This window comes from Alysiella crassa DSM 2578, assembly GCF_000745955.1.
Classification (GTDB): domain Bacteria; phylum Pseudomonadota; class Gammaproteobacteria; order Burkholderiales; family Neisseriaceae; genus Simonsiella; species Simonsiella crassa.
The window spans coordinates 122,528-143,074 of sequence record NZ_KN050786.1 but is presented as its reverse complement, the minus strand read 5'-3'; the positions used below and the strand labels follow the sequence as shown (position 1 = coordinate 143,074).

Genomic DNA, 20,547 nt, shown 5'->3' with positions numbered 1-20,547 from the left:
CTACGAATATTTTAAGGAAAATCAATATGAAACTGATTAAACCCTTTCGCGGTGTGCCAAATGGCGCATTTTACCCAGTTGATTACGCCAAAGGCGATGACTGCCCCAAAGAGCTTGAAGACGCGGCGCGTGAAGCTGGGGCATTGCCCAACAAAGAAAGTAAGCGCAATCAAGCCGAACCGCCCAAATCGCCCGCCAATGACGACAATCCGCCCAAACAAGATGACGGCGAGCAGTCCAGCAATGGCGAAAATGGCGACACGCCCGATGGCGAGCAGCCCAATGACGGCGTAAACAGCGAGCAAAGCTAATGGTTACGCTGGAAATCGCCAAGTTGCACGCCAGAATTGACGGCAATGATGAAGACCCATTGCTGGAATTGTTGTTGCAGGGTGCAATCGCGCATTGCCGTGAATATCTGAACACGCCACTTTTTGCCAGTGAGCAGGAAAAAGGCGAGCAAGACGGCGTGATTTTGAATGCGGATATTCAGACGGCAATTTTACTGGTTTTTTCATGGCGGTATGCCCACCGTGAAGACCAAAACGGCGTACCCGTTGCCGCGCATAAATTGCTGGATAAGTATCGCAAACACGCTGGTTTGTAGTGAAGTGGATTTGGGTTATTTTGGGTTGAAAACTAGCCAAAATAATCCATTTTCTTTACAATTCATTTTCTTTAAATTAACAGGATTTAACGAAAATGAAAGTCCCTGTATTACTCGCTGCTTTGCTGCTATCCGCTTGCGCGGCAACATCAAATACCACACCTAGCGAGCGTGTGTTAGCATACCAAACACCACAAGCCAATCATGCCACCGTGCAAATTACGCGCCTTAATCAATTTATGGGTGCAGCGTGCCATGTAGGTGTAATGTACGAAGAAACGTTGATTGCACGAATGGCGGCTGGCGAAAAGGTAACTGTTTACTTGCCTACTGGAAGCAGTTTATTCAGTGTGATAACCGACCCACAAGGTAACGGCTTATGTGGCACACAGGGATTTTCGCCTGCTATGCGTAAAGTCAGAATTGAGGCAAATAAAGTCAATCACATTGAAATTGGCTTTCGTGGCATGGTATTCCCTTACATTGAACCTAAATAATTTCAGGCAGCCTGAACCCAAAAAAACCGCTATGTTACAAACATGGCGGTTTTTTATATGTGGAAATTTTTCCACCCTTTTGAAATTAAGATTGACACCAAAAAAAAGTATCGCTAATATACCGATACGACTTCAATCAGTCGTGCGGAATTGGCGTTCCGTTTATCACTGGGCTTCAAAGCCGTCCTTGTGCGGTTCTTTTGTTGCATTTTAAAGTTACCAATTTTATGGGTAAGCTGGCGGAGTATCGCAAGATACGCCGTTACCTAGTGGACGGTACGCCAATCCGCCAGTTTGCCCGCCCTATTTGGTGTTAGGTCGGGATTTCCAACTTACATTAGGAACTTTAAAATGAACACTCAAATTCAAACCCTGTCTTTTGAGACCGTTCCCGTTTTGTTTAGCGGTGATGCTTTTTGAATGCAACGGCGGTTGCCAAGTATTTTAATAAAATCCCAAAAGATTATTTAAAAACCGAACAAACTCAAGAATATATCGCAGCTTTGGCAGAACATTTGAGCGTTAGGACAAAAATCCCAACGGAACAAAATCAATTAGTTATCGTCAAACAAGGTGGTTTATCCCACGAACAAGGCACATGGTTACACCCCAAATTAGCCATTCATTTTGCCCGTTGGCTCAATCCCAAATTTGCCGTGTGGTGCGATGAACAAATTGAAAATATGTTAAACGGAAAACACTCTGTGCAATCTAACAAAATTAGCCATGAGCAAGTTGCGTTGTTGCCGCATTTGTGTTTCCAATTTGCGCGTGTCCACCCGCATTATGATATGATGGACTTAATGCGTTCTATGTTTGGTGCCGCTAAAGTGTCTTTTGGTGAACGCGATATTACTCAATTTACACAAGAAGAATTTGGACGTGCCATTTCCTTTTTTGCAGAAAGTTTATTAACTTATAATCCATTAAGGCATGGAGAAAAGCCCAAACCAACCTTTACCCGATTAAGCCGAGATGAAAAGAGCATGATTGGCGAGTTTTTGGATACGGCATTAGATAAAAGTGCTGCGTTCAGGTTGCCAGAACCCAAGCAAAAAGACCACAATATTGGCACATTCCTGTATCAATACGGTGCTGGCGAAACAGATTTGAGCTATGAAGATGCTATTCAGGACGCTATGGAGTTGAAAGATGTATTTGATTTAATGGTTACTTTGGCTATTAAAAGTGATGAATTTGATGCTACCAATACCAGCACCTTACATCATGTAACCATGCAAATCAATAATTTAGCATTTATGGTGTTTGAAATGGCGCAAAATGTGAAAAAAGCCCGCTTAAGTTAAGCGAAAAATGGAAGCCACCTATACTTTATTACCGTATAGGTGGTTTCTTCAATCTATTGCTATAACTAATTGATTTTGTTTAATTAGGATTTTATTCTTAATTGGTAAATTTTCCGCTAAAAAGGTAATCATTATGCAAGCAGGTTCACTTAAAAACCGCGTGGAAATTTGGCGTTTTCACGCGGTGCAAGATGAAACAGGCGCAAACGTCCAAGAATGGGCGTTTTTTTTGCGCCTGTGGGCAAATATCCGCCATGTTTCAGGCAGCCAAGCGATTAAAGCGGACACGCAAACCGAAAGCGTAAAAGCCAGCATACGCATACGCTTTAATGAGCAAATTCAATCGGGTATGCAGGTGCGTTATCGGGGCGAAATTTATCAGATTGACGCGGTGTTGCATGATTATCAACACAAGGATTTTACCGATTTAGTGTGTTTGAAAGTGGAATAAGCAAATGTTATCAATTAAATGCGATTTTTCCGCCGCTTTTCGGCAGCTTGAAAATATTGAAAATGCGGTACAAGAAGCCTTGCGCCCTGCTGTGTATCGCGCCGCACGTATGGTTTACCTTGAAGCGCAAAGCCGCGCCCCTGTCAGCGAGCAGGGGCATTGGTTTTACAGCAAACGCAAAAAAGACGGCTCGGCTGGTCAGAAATATTGGTTTGAATCAGGCAGCCTGAAAAAATCAATCTACATCAAGCACGCTGACGACAAATCAATGCAGGGGCAACGCGAAACTTATGTGATTTCGTGGCGCAAAAATTCGTCTGCGCTGGGTTATGTCCCCTACGCGCACATGGTGGAGTATGGCACGGTTCGCGTTCCGCCCAATCCTTTTGTTCGCCCTGCTTATGACGCGAAAAAAGCACAAGCGGAACAACTGATTATAGACACGATTAAAAGAGCGGTGGCACAAGCATGATTGAGAAAAAAATCATTCAACAAATCAAGCAAATCAACGCGGAATTTCCTGTTTACCACGATTTTGCCCCGCCGCAAGCCAAGCCGCCACTTGCGATTATTTCGCGTGTGGGTGGGGCTGGTAAGCTGTTTTTAGACCGTGAAACGGCTGGCGGCTATGAAATTCGCATACAAATCACGGTGTGGGCGGCAAACCGTGTTACCGCTATTCAAACCAGCCAGCAAATTGAAAGCCTGCTTTTCAGGCTGCCTGAATGCGCCAATGTGGGCGCGGCGGTGTCGGTGCATGATGTGGACACGGATTGGCGCGGCATGCGACAAGATTTTTTGTTTGTGGAGTGAATCATGGGCTATTTGACCGAATTTTTGCGCCGCCAAATCGTGTCTTGGCAGGGCGTGTTGGCGCGTGCTGACCCCGAAGACAAAATCGCGCCAAGCGTGAATTGGCAACCTATCAAAATTGGCTGCAATCTTGCCAAAAACTTCAAAAGATTGATTCAGGCAGCCTGAAAAAAACAGGCTGCCATTTGATTAATTTATTTAAAAAGAAAGGATTGTCTTATGGCAGTCGGTTTAGCAGACGGTTCAACCGTCCACATTGGCAACGGTTTAGCCACCGCCAAAAACATCACAGCCATCACAAACGCCAACCCACCTGTTGCCACTTGTACAGGGCATGGTTTGACAACGGGCGATTTTGTGGTGATTCAGTCTGGCTGGAGCTTAACCAATGAACGTTGCGTGAAAGTGGAAACGGTTGATGCCAACTCCTTTAAAATTTTGGGCGTGGACGCGCGTGATGCTCAAAAATACCCTGCTGCAACGGGTGTAGGCAGTTTCCGCAAAGTAACAGGTTTCACAGAAATCACACAAATTTTAAGCGTGTCATTTTCAGGCGGTGAACAACAATATGCCACTTTTGGCTTTTTAAATGAAGACTTTGAACGGCAAATTCCTACTACAGTATCCGCTATGAGTGCGACTTATTCCATTGCCGATGACCCAAATTTGCCAGGTTACAAAGCCGCCAAAGCCGCAAGTGAAACAGGTGGTACTATGCCTAAACGCATTGATTTGAAAAACGGTGGACAAATTGTATACAACGGTTATCCGTCATTAAACGAAGTCCCTACTTTGGAAAAAGGTAATGTGATGGCGGTAAGTTTGTCTTATGCTTTGGCAGCCAAACCTGTGCGTTATTGATTTTCGGGTGGTCTGAAATGCTTTGACATTTTCAGGCTGCCTGAAATTTTTTTTACCCCATTTATTTGAAAGAAAAATCATGACATCAAAATTAAAATTAAACCCCAATCCCACTTTTGAATTATTGGTTTCCGTGCCTGTGGCGGGGAAATTGGAAAATGAAGATGTGTTGTTCACGGTCAAGCATTTGCCACAAACAAAATTGGCGGAAATGTTTGATGACGGTATTGTGTACCGCGAATTTGGCAAAGAAATGGTAACGGGTTGGGACATTGATGCGCCATTTAATCAGGATAATTTGATGATTTTATTTGATAACTATCCACAATCCGCTTTTTTGCTGTTTAAAGCATATGAAGCAGAATATTACAAAGCAGCTGGAAAAAACTAATCGCCGCCGTTGAAGCCCTGTTTGCAAAACCTGACCCCCAAGCCCTTGCAGCTTGGGGTTTGACTTTGGCGGATTTGGCGGATAATCAAACAGAAGTATGGGCGCACCATTGGCAAGCGGTTGAATTGTTTCAACAAATGAGCAGTCAATGGCGAATGGGCTTTGGCGGCGCGGTGGGCTTGGATTATGCCGTTTTGTTCAAGTTAATGGATTTACAAGGTATTGAAAAATCAAGAAAACTTGAACTTTTAGCGCAAATTCAAGTTTGCGAATCGGCGGCATTGGATATTTTCCACAGGGATAAAAAATGAGTGAAAACAACAGCATTATCCAAATCAGCGCAGACACGAGTGGCGTGGCGCGTGGCGTGCAACAAGCGGAACGCAGCCTGAACAATTTGGCGCAAACCGCGCAACGCTCGGGCAGCCAAGCCGCAGGCAGCCTGAACAGCGTGGGCGAAGCCGCCGAAAAATCCGCGCAAAAGCAAGCTAAAGCCAGTCGCAGCATTGAGTTGGCTTTACAGCGCGAAATCGCCCTGCTGCAAGCGGGGGAGCGTGGCAGCCGTCAATATTACGAGAGTTTGGCAAAACAGCGCGGCGTTGATGTTGGGCATTTAACGCCGATGTTGAACCAGCTTGATAGTTTGCGAAAAAAGACCGATGGGCTGACGATTTCGCAGGGCCAATACAACGCCGCTTTGCGTACCATGCCCGCGCAAATGACGGACATTGTAACCCAGCTTGCTGGTGGACAAAGTCCGTTTTTGATTGCAATCCAACAAGGCGGTCAAATGCGTGATAGTTTTGGTGGCTTTGGCAATATGTTTAAGGGCATCGCCGCCAGCATTTCGCCGTTTAAGTTGGCGATGGCGGGCGCGGTGGGGGCGATTGGCGCGGTGGGCTATGCGATGTACGCTGGCGCGAAAGAGGGGCGAGAATTTGAAAACGTACTGACCCTTTCGGGCGACCGAGCGGGCATCACTGCTGACCGTTTACAGGTGGTCGCAGATACCGTTGGCGGCACCACAGGCAGCTTTTCGGCAGCGCGTGAGGCGGTGATGGCGTTTGCGGCGGAAGGCAGAATTGCGCGTGATGATTACGCGGATTTTGCCACGTCTGTGTCGCTGATGAGCCAAGCCACAGGCAAAGATGTGTCTGAATTGGTGGGCGAATTTACCAAAATCGGCGATGACCCCGTGAAAGCGGTGGTGGAATTGTCGGGCAAATACAAATCCATGACGGCAGATGTGTACGCGCAAGTTACTGCCTTGAAAGAACAGGGGAAAGAGCAAGAGGCGGTGCGTTTGGTGCAAAAATTGTACGCAGACGAAACGGCGGACATGGCGAAAAAAGTAACCGAGAATTTGGGTTGGATTGAACGCGTTTGGAAAAACATCAAAGAAGAATCCAGTGGCGCATGGGAAGTGATGAAATCATGGGGGCGCGACAGCACTTTTTCGGAACAAATTGCCAAATTAGAACGCGCAAACGCCGATTTAAGCCGCACTGAAGCCGAATTTGGCGTGGACATGAGCAAAGAACGCGCGGCGAATAATGAAAAAATCGCCATGCTCAAGCGTGAAATGCGCGTTGAAGAAGAATTAAGTGAACAAAAACGCGCCAAACAACTTATCAATGAAAATGCCGTTAAATCAATGGACAATTTACGGCGTGGCGCGGAAAGTGCTTTGCCTGCCATTGCCAAATTGCGCCAAGAATTGCAAAAAATTGATGAGGATTTAGCCAATGTGCGTGCAGGTGGCGATAAAAAAACGATTGCAGATGCCGAAAAATGGGCAAAAGCCCAAAAAGCAAGCATAAATGAAAAAATCCAAGCGGAACAGGATAAGGAGCGCAAAGCGGCGGAGCGGGAAAAACAGTCAGCATATCGTGGTACACCAATGGCTCGTTTGTCGTCAAACCAAAAACGTTTGTATGAATTAGCCAAGCAATCAGGTGAAGACCCTGCGAAATGGTTGGCTCTGTATCAAATTGAAAGCCGAAGCGGTAACGATTTGATTAACGAAAGTTCGGGTGCAACGGGGCATTTTCAAATCATGCCCCAATTTTTCAAGGACTACGGTGTCAGCCGTGCTGGTGCAATGGATTTGGCAACGTCATTTCACGCTGTCAGAAAACATCATGCTCGGGCAAGTGCCAGTTTGCGTCAAAAGCTAGGGCGTGATTTAACGGCTGGTGAATATTATTTGGGTCATCAACAGGGCTGGGGTGGAGCCAAAGCCCTGTTATCTAATCCTGATATGAATGTGGTGGACGCGTTGGCAACAATTATGTCGCGTGGTCGGGCGCAAGCGCAAGTGTTGCAAAATGGTGGTCGTACCAGTATGACAGCTCGCCAGTTTGCAGGTATGTGGGTCGGCAAAGCCAATAAATTGCAACAGCAATTTGGTGGGAAAGGTGTAGGCAGCTTGGATAGTTCAAGCGCAGCAGGTCTATATGAAAAGTGGGATATGTCGGCAAAAATCCCCAAAAAATCAGATTATGAACAATATCTTGAACAAAATGCTCACAAGCAATTACGCACCCAAATTGAACGCGAATTGCGAGCCAATGGCAAGCACCGTGTAATTGAAAACGAGCGCGATTTGCGCAGCCGACCTGAATTTGCAAGCTGGACCAAAGAGCAGCAAAACAGCGAATTAGCCAAAGCCCGCGCCGCCGATGAAGCAGCCACACATGAAAAATACAAACAAATGGCTGACGAGCAAATGCAAATTTTAGCGCAAAAACACGCTATGATAGGCAAAAGCACGGAATTGGCGCGTTTGCAGTATGAAACGGAATCAGGCAGCCTGAAACATCTTTCCGTCGCCGAAAAAAATGCGTTAATTAGCAAGCAAGCCATGATTGAAGCTGCACAAAAACAGTTTGACATTGATGGCAAATACGCTGATTTAATTGGTAATTTAAGCCAAAAAATGCACAAACAGCGAGATGATGCGGCATTTGAATTATCGCTTGTTGGCAAAACCAAATCGGAAATTGAAAAGCTGACTTTAGCGCGTGAATACGATTTGCACATTATGCAAGCCATTTCAGACGGTGCAAGCCTTGATTGGATTAAAAGTTTGGAATTGCAAAAAGAAACGGCTGAACTGACCCGTCAAGAAATTGAAAAAATGCAAAAAGCACACGGTGAAAATTGGCTCGCTGGTATTTCAGATGGCATGACGCAGTATGTGGGCAGTTTCAAATCCATGCGCGAAGAAATGAGCGGTTTGGTGGCGCAAACGGCGAGCGGTTTCAGCGACCAAATCGCCAATTTTGTTGCCACAGGCAAGGCAAATTTCCGTGAGTTTAGCCAATCTATCATTCAAGATATTTCTAAAATGATGATTAAAATGGCAATTTTTAACGCCATGAAAGCGGCTGGACAATCCATGTCGGGGGCTGGTGGCTGGGTGGGTGCAATTGGCTCGGCGATTTCAGGCGGTTTTTCGGACGGCGGCTACACGGGGCATGGCGGTAAATTTGAACCTGCGGGCATTGTTCACAAAGGCGAATATGTGCTTTCGCAAGAAAATTTACGCGCTTTGGGTGGCGTGTCGGTGGTGGAAAGTTTGTTACACCGCGCCAAAGGCTACAGTTCGGGCGGTTTGGTTGGCGGTGGCGTGGGCATTTTGGCGCACACCAAAGCCGCGCAATCTGCCGCGCCTGTGATTAATATCACGGTCAATGTTTCAGGCAGCAACAAAGACGAAGCCCGAGCAGGGGCGCAAGAAGGCATTGAAGCAGCGATTCCGCAATTGGTGCAAGAATTGGCGGATATGCGTATTGCCGAACATTTGCGACCCAATGGCATGATTTTTAACATGATGAAGGCTTAAATATGAGCAAAGAAGTGTTTAACTGGAAAGCAGAAACCAACGATTTTGAAGAAGAAATCCGCTTTGAAACGCGCATGGTGCAATTGGGAGATGGTTACACGCAAGTCCAGCCCAAAGGCATGAATAACCGCAAACGGACGTGGTCGCTGACGGTTTGGGGGGAGAAAACCAAAATTGATGAAGTTGCCGCTTTTTTTGACCGCCACGCTGGGGTTAAATCGTTTATTTGGGGCTACAACGAAGCCGAAGTGCGCGTGAAAAAGTACAGACGGCGCAATGCTGGGGGTATTGTGTGGCGGATTTCATGCGAATTTGAAGAGGTGTAAGATGAATACACGAATGCAAAAAATGTCAGGCAAGATGTTGATGGCTTTATCAGAATTAGAGCAAGACTGCCTGATTGACCTATGGGAACTGGATTTGCGGCGCATGGGTGGCGAATTGCTGCGTTTTTGCAATTTCCAAAACGAGAAAAATCAAGCGATTGTGTGGAAAGGGCAAACGTACACCACCTACCCTATTCACGCGGAAGGCTTTGAATTGTCAGGCAATGGCACGGCAAATCGCCCGAAATTGACGGTTTCAAACGTCATGGGTTTGGTAACGGGGCTGGCTGAAAAGCACAATCAGCTTGTCGGCGCAATCGTTACGCGCCGCCAAACCTACGCGCAATTTTTAGACGCGGCGAATTTTCAGGCTGCCCAAAACCCCAAAGCCGACCCAACGCAAGAAATCGTTTCTAAATTCACGATTGAGCAGTTAAGCAATTTGAATGCGGAAACCGCCACATTCACGCTTGCCACGCCATCTGAAGCAGACGGCGCGATTGTGCCAGCGCGGATGATGTTTGCGAGTGTGTGCGTGTGGCAGTATCGGGGCGCGGAATGTGGTTACGGCGGTCGCCCTGTGGCTGACCGTTTCGGCAATCCCACCAGCGACCCTGCTCAAGACGCTTGTGGGCAGCGTTTACTGGATTGTCAGGCGCGATTTGGTAAAAATGCGGTGTTGCCGTTTGGCGGCTTTCCGTCTTGTGATAAGGTAAGCTAATGAATTTAAATAGTTTAACTCAAGAAACGCAAGAAAGCATTTTGAAAATTGCGGAAAAATCTAAACCTCATGAAATGTGCGGTTTTATTGTTTGTAATAAGACTGGATATTCATTTTTTCTATGTTTCAATGTGGCAACTAATCCAGCAGAAACTTTTGATATTTCAGTAGATGATGTTATTCGTGCCAATGCGATAGGTGAAGTTGTTGCAGTTGTGCATTCCCACCCCAACGGCGAGCCGTTTTTATCAGGTGCGGATAGACAGGCGCAAGTTGCTACTGATTTGCCTTGGATTTTGGCAAGTTCAGGCAGCCTGAAATTATTTCAGCCCGTGCCACATTTGCGCGGTCGTGAATTTATTTATGACAAATCAGACTGTTGCCGTTTAATCCAAGACGCTTATCATTTATGCGGTTTGGATTTGCCCGATTGCGAAAGATTGGGGCTTGATGAAGACATTGAAGCGCAAACTTTGCTGAATTATTTTCAGTATAATCATGAATTTAATCAAGTTTATGATTGGCAAGCGGGCGATATTATTTTGACCCAATCGGGCAAACACACGCCCGAACACGCTTTGCTGTATTTGGGCAATGGCGAAATCTTGCACCACGCGCATAATCATTTGAGCAGGCTGGATTTTTATTCAGATTATTGGCAAAAACACACGCATTCGGTGTGGCGACACCAAAAATGGCAGCCTGAAATGATGGCTGCCATTTTTGCGGATTTGTTACACAGCAATTAACCTGCTAATTGCTCGGGTAAGCAGTTGTAAATTTGTGAAAATTGTTCGCGTGTTTGCGCTTGTGGGCGTGAGTTTTTGCGTTCAATTTGGGACAATGCGGCTTGTGTGATGCCTGCTTTTTCGGCGGCTTGGGCTTGGGTCAGACCGCGATAAATGCGCCATGCGGCGATTTGGCTCACGTCTTTGTCAAACATGATGTTCACAACTTCGTTTGGAATGCTCACATTGTCAAATTCATCGCTAACTGTTTGAATATTTTCCCATTCTTCGCTACGGGTCAAGCGTTCAAAATCAGCAATGGGGACAAGTACATACAAAGGGTTGCCTTGTTGGTCGTTTACATATTGATATTGCATTTTTTTTCCTTATGTTGGGGTGGCAGGGCTTGCGCCCTGCCTGTTGGTTAGTTGTTTTTGTAAGTTTGGCTGGTTCTGCGTTTAACTTTTTGAATTTGAATGATTTTTGGCACTTCATCAATCACTTCAAAGAAAACGCGGTAATCGCCATGCCGCAAGCGGTATTTTGAGCCTTCCAAGTGTTTAATGTCCAAATTTTCAGGCACTTGGGGGAAGTTAATCAATTTGTTCACTTTATCACGAATTGCTTGCTGATAGCGTGTATCAATTTGTCTTAATTCCCGAATGGCTTTTTGTACCCATTCAATTTTTGGTTGATTTTCGGTTTCCATTTGGTCTCCTGTGTTGTTGATTTAGGATAATTATAAGAAAATTCACTTATACAGTCAAGTATTTTCTTATAATTATCTTATTTATTTTCTTATAAAGATGATTTTTAAAGGTATTTTCTTATGATTGAAATTTGTTTACACGGCAGCCTAAAACGCGATTTTGGCAGCCGTTTTTGTTTGCACGCGACCAGCCCTGCGGACGCGCTCAATGGGCTGTTTAGCCAAATTTCGGGCTTACGCGACAAAATCCGCGCTGGCACATTTTTAGTGCGATTAAACGGAAAAATTCAAAATGAAAACAATATTGTAGAGAATTTCAGGCAGCCTGAAAAGACGGCTACTATTCACATTATTCCGCGCACGGCTGGGGCGGGTCGTGCTGGGCAACTAATTGGCGGTGTGGTGTTGGCGGTCATTGGCGCGGTGGCGATGGCTTATGGTGTGCCATGGGGCAGTTATTTGGTGCAAGCAGGTGTCGGTTTGGCATTGGGTGGCGTGGCGCAAATGTTGTCCAAACCGCCCCGTTTGGACGGTAATTCACAAGGGCAAAAAGCGAGCCGCAACACGGCTTTTAGCAATTTAGACAACACCGCCGCGCAAGGGCAGCCCGTTCCGCTCGCGTATGGTCTTGTTTATGCTGGCAGTCGCGTGATTTCGCAGGGTGTGGAGTCGCGCCGTACCAGCCAAGACGACCCAATTTTAAACAATCCAACGGCGCAAAATGTCGCACTGAATATTCGCAAAACTTTTGTTGCTGGCGTGGCAGCGACCGCGCCCAATGGACAGCCGTATGACACGGATTTTGCACACGATAGCGTACGCGCCCGAAATTATGTGGCAACATTAAGCACATAAAACTTCAGGCAGCCTGAAACTGAAAAAAATAAAGGAAAATCAATATGGGAAGCAAAAAAGGCGGTGGCGCAAGAACACCCTACGAAGCCCCGAATACACTCAATTCTGCCCAAAATCTGCGCATTATTGACGCGATTTGTGAGGGCGAAATCGCAGGTTTTGCCAATGGCGATGACGCGCCATTTAAAAGCATTTATTTTGATGATACCCCTGTACAAAATCCCGATAATTCCTTTAATTTTAAAGGTGTTACGGGATTTTTTCAGGCAGGTACGCCTGACCAGTCTTATTTGCCGACTTTTGACGCGACCGAGCGCACGGTATCGGTGGGCGCGAATGTGAAACACAATACGCCCATAGTTCGCGCTATTTCTGATAATGCAATTAATCGTTTGCGCGTAACGGTCGGAGTTGAACGCAATTTGCAAGTTAAAGACAATGGCGACAGCGTGGCAGCGAATACGCAGTTAGTGGTTGAATTGATTAATCATTCTGGTGTTCAGGCTACCCGCGATGTGGTGTTTAATGAAAAAGGCTCGGGCGCGTTTTATCATGATGTTTTGTTTGATGTTTTGCCAGCCGTGCCGTTTAATTTGCGCGTGCGCCGTGTTACGCCCGATAGCACCAATGACAAAACCGCCAACAATACTTTTTTCGCGTCATTTGTGGAAATCATTGATGTGAAAATGAGTTATCCGCATACTGCTTTGGCGGCGTTGAAAATTGACAGCGACCAGTTTGGCAACCAAATTCCGCGCCGTAATTATTTGATTAAAGGGAAATTATTACAAGTTCCATCAAATTATAATCCTGAAACGCGTCAATATTCAGGCAGCCTGTGGGACGGCTCATTCAAAATGGCGTGGTCCAATAATCCTGCGTGGGTGTTTTACGACTTATTGACAAATCCACGTTATTCCACACTGGCTAAACGATTGACAGCAAACGATATTGACAAATGGGCATTGTATCAAGTCGCTAAATATTGTGATGAGCTTGTCCCCGATGGTTTCGGCGGTCAAGAGCCGCGTTTTGTCTGCAATGCCTACATCACGGATTTGCGCCAAGCAGCGGATTTATTGAACGATTTGGCAAGTGTGTTTTGCGGTTTGGCGGTGTGGAATGGCAATCAAATCAGTGTGTTGCAAGACAAACACAGCGACCCAGTCGCGCATTACGGCAATGGCAATGTGAAAGATGGCAAATTTGACTACGCCAGCGCACAAATGAAAGCCATTCACACCGCCGTACACGTCAAATATTCAGATAAACACGATGGCTACCGCGCCAAAGTGGAATATATTGCGAATAATCAAGCTATTAGCTGTTATGGTTTAAATGTGAAACAAGTTACCGCTTTTGGTTGCGACAGTCGCGGTCAGGCTGCCCGATTTGGCGCGTGGATTTTGCAAACTGAATTGAAACAACAGCATACCATCACATTCACGGTCGGGCGCGAGGGCTTGAAACACCTGCCTTACGACATTATCCGCATTGCCGATAATCACTACGCGGGCGCGGAGATTTCGGGGCGGATTGTGGCGGTGTCGGGCAATCAAATCACGCTGGACCGCGAAATCAAAAACGCGGTGGGCGCGATGTGGTTTTATACTGACACGGTTTCAGGCAGCCTGAAAAGCGTGAAAATTGCCCAACAAATCAACAAAACCCAAATTCGCCTTGAAAGTCAAATTAATGTGCAAATGGGCGCATTTTGGGCGATGTCGGGGCGGGTGAAACCGCGTTTGTACCGCGCGATGTCGGTCAAAGAAAACACAAATGACGGCACTTACACGATTACCGCCTTATTGCATGACGCTGAAAAATATAGCGTGATTGATGAAAGCGCGGTTTTTGATAATGCAGTCAATACGTTGCATGGTTCTATTCCTGAATTGCACAACGCCGCCGTTTCTGCTGAAAACGGCGGTTTGCGTTTAAGTTGGGACAATTTGACGGCGGACGGCGATGTATTGGACTATGATATTAAGTTGTACAAAAACAATGTTTTATATCGTCATATTCCGAATAATCCGACCGCCGAAATTCGTTTTGACAATTTGCCCAACGGCGATTATCGCGCCGAAATTCGGGGACGGAATGCGCGTGGTGTGTATTCCAAACCTTTGATTAAAGCGTGGCAAATCAATTATGAAATTAAAGGTTTACGCGCCAATCCCAAAACTTTAGCAATTGAGTTGGTTTGGACGCTGCCTGAAATTTTAACGACCGCCGCGCACACCGAAATTTGGTATGCCAAAGAAAACAATTTTCAGGCTGCCCAAAAATTAAGCAAATTGCCTGCGCCACAAAACAGCTACACTTTGACGGGTGTCGGCGTGTTGGAAACTTACTATTTTTGGGCGCGGCTAGTTGATGAAAATGGCAATTCTGGCGAGTTTACGGCGGTGGTTGTCGGGAAATCTGACCCAAACCCCGCGCCGATTGTTGCTCATATTCAGGGCGCAATCACAAAAACGGAATTGAGCCAAGCCCTGCTTAATCAGTTCAAAGCCGATGATTTGGCAGCCGAAAACCGCGCCAAAGCTGCTGCCGCCGCCGATGCCGCCAATAAAGTCGCTGCCGAAGCCACCGCACGCGCGGCTGCCATTCGCGCTGAAGCCAATGCGCGCGCCGATTCCATACGAGCGGAAACCACCGCCCGAACCGCCGCCATTCAAAATGCGGCGGATAATCAGGCTGCGGCGTTGCGAGCGGAAGCGCAAAAATTAAACACCGCGATTGCCAATGCCGCGCAAACCGCGCAAAGCAATTTGAACACCAAAGCCGCCGAATTGACTCAAAAAGCAAGCGAATTGGGCAACCGTATCACACAAGTTGAAACGGTCAATACGCAACAAGCGCAAGCCATTCAAACGGTTACGGCTGCCCAAAGCAACACCGCCGCCGCGTTGGAAGCGGAAAAAATCGCGCGTGCCAACGGCGACCGCGCCGAAAGCCAAGCGCGTGAAACTTTGGCGGCGAAAGTGCAACAAAACACGGTTGCGATTGCCAGCGAGCGTGAAGCCCGCACCACCGCACAAACGGCGGAAACGCGCGCGCGTGAAGCGTTGGCGGCGCGTGTGGGCAATGCAGAAACCGCGATTAACGCCGAGCGTACCGCCCGAACCACAGCAGACCAAGCGCAAACGGCGGAAATTAACGCTGCCAAGTCGCGCATTGGCACGGCAGAAGGCAGTTTGAATAATTTGCAGCGCACGATGTCGGAGCAGAATCGCGCTTTGAGTGAAAGTTTATCTACATTGTCAGCGAAAACGACTGTGGGAGAAAATTTGGTCTCGGACGGTTTATTGCAAAATGCGGCGATGTGGCGTAGCTACTATAATCATGATTTAAATAAGTATTTTGTTTCAGATTTGACAGACGGCAAGTTTGGTTCTGTGGGCGTACGCAAACGTGGTGCAACAACTTTTTGGAATTACAGTCGCACGGATACGGTGATTTTGCCTGAACGCACTTATCGCTTTTCTGCGTGGGTGCGTAAATCTGCTCACTATTCGGGTTTTAATTACTTTGTTTATGAACGTAAGAATTTGAATAATTACGGTCATTTTCGGTTTGATGATAGCCGATTGCGGGCAAATGAATGGGTGTATATTGAACAAGTTGCGCGTGGTTCGGCGTTTGGTGATACGTTGATAAATGTCGGTTTTGCTTTAGCACATACAAATGCAGCGAGCGATATTGTGATTGAAATGCAAAACTTTCGTTTTGAAGATATTACAGACAGCGTTCAAACAGACAATATTCAAGCTGAATTAACCGCACACAAATCCGCGCAAGCTGAAACCGACCGCGCCCAAACCGCCGAAATCAACACCGCGAAATCGCAAATCGGCAACAACAAATCTGCGATTGACAGCATTCGCACCACGAAAGCTGACAAGGCAGAAGTGGCGAGCTTGGCACGGACAACGCTACAGAGCGAGTGGCGAAGCGATGTAAACGCTGCAAAAACCCAGTCTGCAACAGACGCGCAAGCCAAAGCAGACGCAGCCAAGCAAGCAGCCATCATAGCTGCAGATACCGCCGCGACCGCCAAAGCCAACGCTGCTAAATCCGCCGCAATCGCTGAAGCCACCAACACCGCCACCGCGAAAGCTGAAGCAGCAAAAGCGGCAGCCATCGCAGACGCAGCAGCAAAAGACGCTGTTTTGAAGCAACAAGCAGCGACTGATGCGCAAACGAAAGCAGATGCCGCGAAAAACGCCGCGATTGCCGAAGCCACGCGGTTAAATACCGCAACTACCGCAAAAATCACAGCGTTAGAGCAGACTGTGAGCAATCAAAACAGCGCGACTGCCAGTCAAATCAGCGAGCTAAAAACCAGTTTCGGCAAGGCTGCGGGTGCAAACCAGTTGCCAAATCCAAACTTGGAAAACTGGCAAAGCAATATGCCTGTGGGCTGGGTTATTTACAATAATAACCGCAGTACGCAGCCTGAAACCGTAACACACTTGGCAGGTCAAGGTGTGGACAAATCCACCGCTATTCGTGTTGCGTGGTCGGGGCGCAACGGCTCAACAAAAGGCATTTATACTAATATCGCCTTGTGGGAGAAAGGGGAATTTTATATTTTAGCGGTTGCTGCTCGCGTACCCGATGGTCAGCCTGAAAATGGCAAGATTGCGCTGCATTTTGCCAATGCCCCTGCTTGGCTGAATCAAGAATATCTCGCACAACCCATTTTATCGCGAAATTGGCAATGGACTGTTTTAAAAGCAAAAAAACCTGCTCAAGATACAGGCAGATATAATGAGTTTTTTATTTCAGTTGAAAGCGATTACACGGGTGAAGCGGTGGAATATTGTTTGCCGTACGCAAGTAAAGGAGAAGTGTGGACAGGTTATAAAGCCCCTGATTTTGCTGGAAATTTGGCAACATTGGAAGCCGCTTTGACAAGTGAGCGAGAAGCACGAACCACCGCCGACCGCGCCCAAACCGCAGAAATTCAGGCTGCCAAATCGCAAATCGGCAATAATAAATCTGCGATTGACAGCATTCGCACCACGAAAGCGGACAAAACCGAAGTTGCAAGTTTAGCGAGAACCACATTGCAAAGCGAGTGGCGAAGCGATGTAAACGCTGCAAAAACCCAGTCTGCAACAGACGCGCAAGCGAAAGCAGAAGCAGCGAAACAGGCAGCCATCACAGCCGCCGACACCGCCGCGACCGCCAAAGCCAGCGCCGCGAAATCTGCCGCCATCGCCGAAGCCGCCAATACCGCTACAGCGAAAGCCGAAGCAGCAAAAGCGGCAGCCATCGCAGACGCAGCAGCCAAAGACGCGGTTTTGAAGCAACAAGCAGCGACTGATGCGCAAACGAAAGCAGACGCAGCAAAAAACGCAGCGATTGCGGAAGCAACCCGCCTAAATACTGCAACTACCGCAAAAATCACAGCGTTAGAGCAGACAGTGAGCAATCAAAACAGCGCGACTGCCAGTCAAATCAGCGAGCTAAAAACCAGTTTCGGCAAGGCTGCGGGTGCAAATCAGTTGCCAAATCCAAACTTGGAAACTTGGGCAAATGGGTTTCCTGTTGGTTGGTATGGCTACAATAACAACCGTAACCCACAGCCTGAAACGGTAACCCGCTTGGCTGGTCAAGGTGTGGATAAATCCACCGCTATTCGTGTTGCATGGTCGGGGCAAAATGGCTCAACAAAAGGCATTTATACCCATGCAGCATTGTGGGAGAAAGGCGAATTTTACATTTTAGCAATTGCCGCTCGCGTGCCCGATGGGCAGCCTGAAAACGGCAAAATTGGGTTGCATTTTGCCAATCTGCCCGCTTGGATTGGGCAAGAATATTTAGCGCAACCCACTTTGTCGCGCAATTGGCAGTGGACTGTTTTAAAAGCCAAAAAACCTGTACAAGACACAGGGGCATTTAATCAGCTTTATATTTCTGTCATTGATTACACGGGTGAAGCGGTGGAATATTGTTTGCCGTACGCAAGTAAAGGAGAAGTGTGGACAGGTTACAAAGCACCTGATTTTGCTGAAAATTTGGCAACATTGGAAGCTGCTTTGACAAGTGAGCGAGAAGCGCGAACCACCGCCGACCGCGCCCAAACCGCCGAAATTCAGGCTGCCAAATCGCAGATGAATCAAAACAAATCCGCGATTGACAGCATTCGCACCACGAAAGCTGACAAAACCGAAGTAGCGAGCCTAGCGAGAACCACGCTACAGAGCGAATGGCGCAGCGATGTAAACGCCGCTAAAAATCAGGCAGCAACAGACGCACAAACGAAAGCAGACGCGGCAAAACAGGCAGCCATCACAGCCGCTGACACCGCCGCGACTGCCAAAGCCAACGCCGCGAAATCTGCCGCCATCGCTGAAGCCGCCAACACCGCGACCGCCAAAGCCGAAGCAGCCAAAGCCGCAGCTATTGCAGATGCGGCGGCAAAAGACGCAGTTTTGAAGCAACAAGCAGCGACTGACGCGCAAACGAAAGCAGACACAGCAAAAAACGCTGCGATTGCGGAAGCTACGCGGTTAAATACCGCGACAACGGCGAAAATCACGGTGTTAGAGCAGACTGTAAGCAATCAAAACAGTGCGACTGCGACACAGATAAGCGGATTAACTGCTAAATTGGATAATTTGCAGGTTGGGGGGCGAAATTATTTGAAAAATAGCAATTTTTCTAATGATTTACGCCATTGGTCTAATTGGGGTGTTGCCGAGCGTATACTAATTTCAGGTAGCCTGAAATTGGCAGCGAATAATAATGAGCCGTTTCGCGGTATCGGGCAAGTCATTGATAATTTAGAGCCAAATACGCAATACACCTTGTCATTTATGGCATGGGCTGCTGTGGGTGAAGTCGTTAATTTTGGTGTGCATTTTCGCAAACCGTCGGGCATTTTGTCGCAAACTTGGGGCAATATACAAGTTGGCAGTGAAATGGCGCGCTATTCTACTGTGATTACAACGCCGAATGTGGCTGAATTTAATCAGATTTATTTAATGATAGGGGGTGTTGCTCGCGCTCCTTATGAAATTTATCTGAATAAAATCAAGTTTGAACGTGGCAATGTGGCAACAGACTGGTCGCCCGCACCCGAAGACGTGGAAGGTCAAGCAACCGCCATTCAAGCTGAATTAACCGCCCACAAATCCGCGCAAGCCGAAACCGACCGCGCTCAAACCGCAGAAATCAACACCGCCAAATCGCAAATCGGCACGGCACAAAGCGAAATCAGCAGCCTGAAAACCACTGTAGCGAATAATCAGCAAACCGCCACCACCCAAATCAACAGCTTAAACAGCAAAATGGGAACGGCTGAAGCGAATATTCGCACCGCGCAAACCGCCACAACCGCGCTCAATGGCAAAGTGCAATCTTTGTACACCTTGAAAACGGAAACCGTGAGCGGTGGCAAAAAAGTGGTCGCAGGTTTGAGTGTGGGCGCGGACGGCGCAAGTGGTGAAAGCCAATTTAATATTCATGCGAATAAGTTTGCGGTGTGGGACGGAGGCAGCCTGAAGCCTGTTTTCTCTGTTGTAACGCAAAATGGCAAAACCATGACCGCAATTTCAGGCGATTTGATTGCTGATGGCACAATTTTGGGCAAGCATTTAGCCGCCAGCCAAATGATTAACGCGCCCACCATTTCGGGCGGTGTGATTTCAGGCAGCCTGATTCGTGGTGCGCGAATGGAAGCGGTGGATTTGGAAGCGGCGAATATTATTGGCGATGTGGTCGCCGCTCGCACATTCGCTGTTGAAGAAAATCGGCTGATTTGTCGGATTGGCACGTCTCGCAAAACATCAAGAACGCTGGTTGTGCCGCAAATTTTAGCGGTGGCGGAAAATGGCGAAACAGTGGTGTTGAGTTTGTGGTTGAATGGTGTGAAACAGTCTGAAAAAACATTGACTTCTCCTACTAAAACAGTCGGAGTGAAGAAGCGTGTTGAACATACTTTTCATACACCTGCACTTCAATTGAATGCCCAAATTGCGCCTGTATCGGTCAGTGGTTGGATTCCGCCCACTCAAGTGAGCGGGCATATACCAGGTACGCGCGTAAGTGGCTGGGTGAATGGTGGGACGGTAAGCGGTGATATACCTGGTACCAATGTGAGTGCGACTATTCCTGGTACAACGGTGAGCGGTCAGATTAATGGTACAAATATCGGTGGCACGATTCCACAGCAAGCTGTATTGTTGAACTTTGAAATCCCCATTGATATTCCCTATACCACGCCGAAAACGGGCGGTATTGCTTATAGCAAAGTGATTAATGGTAGCGCGCACACGCTGGAAATTCTGTGTACGATTGACAATAATCGTGATTTGCGACCGCTTGGCGATGTGTCGGGTGTGGTGTGTTTTGTGATTTGATTTTTTATTTTTTGTGAACCCTGTTTCTTGCCATGAAGCAGGGTTTTTGTTTAACCCTT

Annotated in this window: 19 protein-coding genes; 17 read left to right on the top strand and 2 right to left on the bottom strand. The window is 47.3% G+C overall.

Annotated elements, in window-relative coordinates; translation table 11 throughout:
• Positions 1-26: 26 nt before the first annotated feature.
• The 15 genes from Q338_RS13130 (at position 27) to Q338_RS13065 (ending at position 10,570) form a co-directional block, all read left to right on the top strand.
• Positions 27-311 (top strand): hypothetical protein, encoded by a 285-nt coding sequence (locus Q338_RS13130; RefSeq protein ID WP_147293706.1) that lies wholly within the window; start codon positions 27-29, stop codon positions 309-311.
• A complete protein-coding gene (locus Q338_RS13125; protein ID WP_034296395.1) occupies positions 311-607 on the top strand; it encodes a head-tail connector protein in 297 nt (98 codons plus the stop codon). Before Q338_RS13130 ends, Q338_RS13125 begins: the two co-directional genes overlap by 1 nt.
• Positions 608-702: 95 nt before the next feature.
• Complete coding sequence (locus tag Q338_RS13950; RefSeq protein WP_051968666.1) at positions 703-1,104, top strand: hypothetical protein; 402 nt, start codon at positions 703-705, stop codon at positions 1,102-1,104.
• Between the two features lie 416 nt (positions 1,105-1,520).
• Positions 1,521-2,411: a KilA-N domain-containing protein gene (locus Q338_RS15240; protein ID WP_244772887.1), complete on the top strand. Its 891-nt coding sequence runs from the start codon at positions 1,521-1,523 to the stop codon at positions 2,409-2,411.
• Positions 2,412-2,544: 133 nt separating this feature from the next.
• Positions 2,545-2,862: a phage head closure protein gene (locus tag Q338_RS13110; protein WP_084693611.1), complete on the top strand. Its 318-nt coding sequence runs from the start codon at positions 2,545-2,547 to the stop codon at positions 2,860-2,862.
• A 4-nt stretch (positions 2,863-2,866) separates the two neighbouring features.
• A complete protein-coding gene (locus tag Q338_RS13105; protein WP_034296391.1) occupies positions 2,867-3,334 on the top strand; it encodes an HK97-gp10 family putative phage morphogenesis protein in 468 nt (155 codons plus the stop codon).
• Entirely contained in the window at positions 3,331-3,675 is a 345-nt protein-coding gene (locus Q338_RS13100; protein ID WP_034296389.1) for a DUF3168 domain-containing protein, read from the top strand. The genes Q338_RS13105 and Q338_RS13100 overlap by 4 nt, the downstream gene beginning before the upstream one ends.
• A 3-nt stretch (positions 3,676-3,678) precedes the next feature.
• Positions 3,679-3,843, top strand: coding sequence for a hypothetical protein (locus Q338_RS14680; protein ID WP_156961089.1), 165 nt, complete (start codon positions 3,679-3,681; stop codon positions 3,841-3,843).
• Between the two features lie 51 nt (positions 3,844-3,894).
• A complete protein-coding gene (locus Q338_RS13095) occupies positions 3,895-4,536 on the top strand; it encodes a phage tail protein (RefSeq protein ID WP_034296387.1) in 642 nt (213 codons plus the stop codon).
• Between the two features lie 79 nt (positions 4,537-4,615).
• The gene (locus Q338_RS13090) at positions 4,616-4,927 is read left to right on the top strand and encodes a phage tail assembly chaperone (RefSeq protein WP_034296385.1); all 312 of its coding nucleotides are present in this window, start codon (positions 4,616-4,618) and stop codon (positions 4,925-4,927) included.
• Positions 4,928-4,986: 59 nt separating this feature from the next.
• Positions 4,987-5,238, top strand: coding sequence for a DUF1799 domain-containing protein (locus tag Q338_RS13085; RefSeq protein ID WP_051968665.1), 252 nt, complete (start codon positions 4,987-4,989; stop codon positions 5,236-5,238).
• Complete coding sequence (locus tag Q338_RS13080) at positions 5,235-8,774, top strand: phage tail length tape measure family protein (RefSeq protein WP_051968664.1); 3,540 nt, start codon at positions 5,235-5,237, stop codon at positions 8,772-8,774. Before Q338_RS13085 ends, Q338_RS13080 begins: the two co-directional genes overlap by 4 nt.
• Before the next feature lie 2 nt (positions 8,775-8,776).
• The gene (locus Q338_RS13075) at positions 8,777-9,100 is read left to right on the top strand and encodes a phage tail protein (RefSeq protein ID WP_034296381.1); all 324 of its coding nucleotides are present in this window, start codon (positions 8,777-8,779) and stop codon (positions 9,098-9,100) included.
• Between the two features lie 13 nt (positions 9,101-9,113).
• A complete protein-coding gene (locus Q338_RS13070; protein ID WP_034296379.1) occupies positions 9,114-9,821 on the top strand; it encodes a phage minor tail protein L in 708 nt (235 codons plus the stop codon).
• A complete protein-coding gene (locus Q338_RS13065) occupies positions 9,821-10,570 on the top strand; it encodes a C40 family peptidase (RefSeq protein WP_034296377.1) in 750 nt (249 codons plus the stop codon). Before Q338_RS13070 ends, Q338_RS13065 begins: the two co-directional genes overlap by 1 nt.
• On the opposite strand, the gene Q338_RS13060 is transcribed toward Q338_RS13065, so the two are convergent.
• On the bottom strand, positions 10,567-10,926 hold the full coding sequence (locus tag Q338_RS13060) for a helix-turn-helix domain-containing protein (RefSeq protein ID WP_034296375.1): 360 nt from the start codon (positions 10,924-10,926) through the stop codon (positions 10,567-10,569). The two genes, Q338_RS13065 and Q338_RS13060, sit on opposite strands and share 4 nt — an antisense overlap.
• Before the next feature lie 47 nt (positions 10,927-10,973).
• On the bottom strand, positions 10,974-11,258 hold the full coding sequence (locus Q338_RS13055) for a type II toxin-antitoxin system RelE family toxin (protein ID WP_034296373.1): 285 nt from the start codon (positions 11,256-11,258) through the stop codon (positions 10,974-10,976).
• A 120-nt stretch (positions 11,259-11,378) separates the two neighbouring features.
• On the opposite strand from Q338_RS13055, the gene Q338_RS13050 reads away from it, so the two are divergent.
• Positions 11,379-12,113 carry a tail assembly protein gene (locus Q338_RS13050; RefSeq protein WP_034296370.1) on the top strand — a complete coding sequence of 245 codons (735 nt, stop codon included), beginning with the start codon at positions 11,379-11,381 and terminating at the stop codon, positions 12,111-12,113.
• 44 nt (positions 12,114-12,157) lie between these two features.
• Entirely contained in the window at positions 12,158-20,488 is an 8,331-nt protein-coding gene (gpJ, locus tag Q338_RS13045; protein ID WP_034296368.1) for a TipJ family phage tail tip protein, read from the top strand.
• Positions 20,489-20,547: the final 59 nt, after the last annotated feature.